Annotated in this window: 3 protein-coding genes; all 3 read right to left on the bottom strand. The window is 75.5% G+C overall.

The genetic code is table 11. The features are described from left to right. Nucleotides 1–47: 47 nt before the first annotated feature. The 3 genes from ACFUEL_RS38210 to ACFUEL_RS38200 all read right to left on the bottom strand — a co-directional run bounded on the left by ACFUEL_RS38210 (nucleotide 48) and on the right by ACFUEL_RS38200 (nucleotide 2612). Nucleotides 48–1088, bottom strand: coding sequence for an NAD(P)-dependent alcohol dehydrogenase (locus ACFUEL_RS38210; protein ID WP_380242596.1), 1041 nt, complete (start codon nucleotides 1086–1088; stop codon nucleotides 48–50). 42 nt (nucleotides 1089–1130) lie between these two features. Next, complete coding sequence (locus ACFUEL_RS38205; protein WP_380242594.1) at nucleotides 1131–1886, bottom strand: SDR family NAD(P)-dependent oxidoreductase; 756 nt, start codon at nucleotides 1884–1886, stop codon at nucleotides 1131–1133. A 75-nt stretch (nucleotides 1887–1961) separates the two neighbouring features. Then, nucleotides 1962–2612 carry a TetR/AcrR family transcriptional regulator gene (locus ACFUEL_RS38200; RefSeq protein ID WP_380242592.1) on the bottom strand — a complete coding sequence of 217 codons (651 nt, stop codon included), beginning with the start codon at nucleotides 2610–2612 and terminating at the stop codon, nucleotides 1962–1964. Nucleotides 2613–2630: the final 18 nt, after the last annotated feature.

The following is a 2630-nucleotide window of genomic DNA, read 5'->3' as shown; positions in this document are numbered from 1 at the left end:
GTGTAGGCGCGGCCACCGACAGTTCCGGTGGCCGCGCCGGTGCCGGGTCAGCCGTTCGGCAGGATCACCGCCCGGCCGTTGATCTTGCCCGCGTGCAGCCGCTCGTAGGCGAGCGGCGCCTCGTCGATGCCGTACGTCTCGACGTGCACGTCGACCGCGCCGGTCCGGGCCAGGTCGAGGACCTCGATCAGCTCGGAGCGGCTGCCCCAGTACGGGGAGGTGACGGAGACCTCGTAGGGCAGCGCGCCGAAGCCGACCGCCAGGCTGCCGCCGCCGATGCCCACGATGGTGACGTCGCCCTCGACGGCGGCCAGCTGCCCGGCCAGGGCGGTGGTGGGCGGGGCGCCGACGAAGTCGAACACGGCCTGCGCGCCCAGCCCGGCGGTCAGCTCGCGGACCTTGCCGGCCGCGGCGCCATCCGAGAGCACCGCCTCGTGCGCGCCGACCGCGCGGGCCAGCGCGAGCTTCTCCTCGGTGACGTCCAGCGCGATCACCCGGGCCGCGGTCATCGCCCGCAGCAGCTGGATCGCGACGTGCCCGAGGCCGCCGGTGCCGATGACGACCGCGGTGGAGCCGGGGACGAGCCCCCGCAGCGAGCGCTTGATCGCGTGGTACGGCGTCAGCCCGGCGTCGGTGAGCGGGACGGTGCGTACCGGGTCGAGGTCACCGAGCGGGACGAGGTGCCGCGGGTCGTCGACCAGCATGTACTCGGCCATCGCGCCGGGCGCGCCCAACCCGGGCGGCATGATGCCCAGGTCGTTCGCGCGCAGGCAGTAGTTCTCCTTGCCCTCGGCGCACTTGGCGCAGCTGCCGCAGCCCCACGGGCCGTACACGGCGACCGACTCGCCCTCGGTCAGGCCGGTGACGCCCGCGCCGAGCGCGGCGACGGTGCCGGCGCCCTCGTGGCCGAGGGTCAGCGGCAGCGGGAAGGGCAGCTGTTCGGCCGGCCAGCTCATCACGGCGATGTCGGAGTGGCAGACTCCCGCGGCGGTGACCTTCAGCAGGACCTGCCCGGGGCCGGGTTCGGGGTCGGGGACGGTGACCACCTCGGGGTGGCCGCCGACGGTGCGGTACTGGACTGCCTTCATGTTCGACGCTCCTTCGCGATCGGCCCCCCGCTTCGTTCCGGTTCAGCGGGCGGAGTAGCCGCCGTCGACCAGGTGGTAGCTGCCGGTGACGAAGGACGCCCGGTCCGACAGCAGGAACGCGGTCAGTTCGGCGACCTCCTCGGCGCGGCCGAGCCGCCCGGCGGGGTGCAGCGAGACCAGCAGGTCGCGCCCGGCCGGGTCGGTGTCCTTGAGCAGCGGGGTGTCTATGAAGCCGGGCCCCACCGCGTTGACCCGCACGCCCTGCGGGGCGTACTCGATCGCGGCGGTCTTGGTGAGGCCGACCACGCCGTGCTTGGCGGCGACGTACGCGGGCGAGCCGGCGAAGCCGTTGGTGCCGAGGATGGAGGCCATGTTGACGACCGCGCCGCCGCCGGCCGCCAGGATCTCCGGCAGTTCGTAGCGCAGCGAGTAGAAGACGCCGTCCAGGTTGGTGGCCAGCACCCGGCGCCACGCCTCGGGGTCGTACTCGCCGGTGGGGGCGGACGGGCCGCCGATGCCCGCGTTGTTGACGGCGAGGCCGAGCGGGCCGAGGCCGTCGACGGTGGCCCGGACGGCGGCCTGCACCGAGGCCGGGTCGGTGACGTCCAGCTGGACGGCGAGCGCCTTCGCGCCGGTCGCCTCGATGGCGGCGGCCGCCTCGCGGGCGCCGTCGAGGTTGTGATCGGCGATCGCGACGTTCGCGCCGCGCTCGGCGAGCAGGGTGGCGGTGGCCAGGCCGATGCCGGAGGCGCCTCCGGTGACGAGTGCGGTGCGGCCGGCGAACTCCTGCGTGGTCATGGTCGGTTCCTCTCGTACGCCGCGCACAGGGGTGGGCGCGGGTGGTGCTGGTTCGAACTCCGGGCCGGCGGGTGGTCAGCTCGGGGGTTCGGCCGCGGCCAAAGCAAAGGCGCGGTCGAGCAGGGTGGGCAGGTCGCCTGCGGGGTCGCGCACCCAGGTGCGGGTGGCGGCGTGCAGGGCGGCGACGCCGAGGCCGACGGCGACGGCGGGGCGCAGGTCGGTCTCCGGGTGGAGGCCGAGCCGGGCGGCGACCAGGCGGATCGAGCGCTCCTCCTCGGCGACCGAGATCCGCCGGAACGCGGCGGTCAGCGCGGGTTCCTCGTCGATCAGCACGAACAGGTCGCGCATGCCGGGGCGGCGGTGCCAGGCGGGGTGCTCGGGGTCGGGGTCGTGCAGCCAGGCGGCGACGGCGGCCCGGTAGGCGGCGACCGGTGTCTCGGCGGCGGGCCGGGCGGCCAGTGCCTCGTTGATCCGGGCGAAGTCGGCGCGCAGACAGTCCAGTACGGCATCCTCGCGGGAGGCGAAGTGCCGGCTGAAGGTGCGGCGGGAGACGTCGGCGGCGTCGGTGACGTCCTCGACGGCGAGCGCGGCGAGGCCGTGCTCCAGGGTGAGGCGCAGGGCGGCGGCGGCCATCGCCTCCCGGGTGCGGCGGGCCTTGCGGTCGCGCCGCCCGGGGCCGCCGGGGGCGGTGGCTCCGGGGCCGGGTGCGGGCTGCTCGCTGCTCATGCCCCCACCGTACTACCG

Source organism: Kitasatospora sp. NPDC057198 (genome assembly GCF_042670125.1).
Lineage (GTDB): Bacteria > Actinomycetota > Actinomycetes > Streptomycetales > Streptomycetaceae > Kitasatospora.
This window is presented reverse-complemented; position numbering and strand designations above follow the sequence as displayed.

Excerpts from the sequence above, each read along its gene's own strand:
- ACFUEL_RS38205 (WP_380242594.1), bottom strand. The coding sequence starts at position 1,886 with ATGACCACGCAGGAGTTCGCCGGCCGCACCGCACTCGTCACCGGAGGC.
- ACFUEL_RS38200 (WP_380242592.1), bottom strand. The coding sequence starts at position 2,612 with ATGAGCAGCGAGCAGCCCGCACCCGGCCCCGGAGCCACCGCCCCCGGC.
- ACFUEL_RS38210 (WP_380242596.1), bottom strand. The coding sequence starts at position 1,088 with ATGAAGGCAGTCCAGTACCGCACCGTCGGCGGCCACCCCGAGGTGGTC.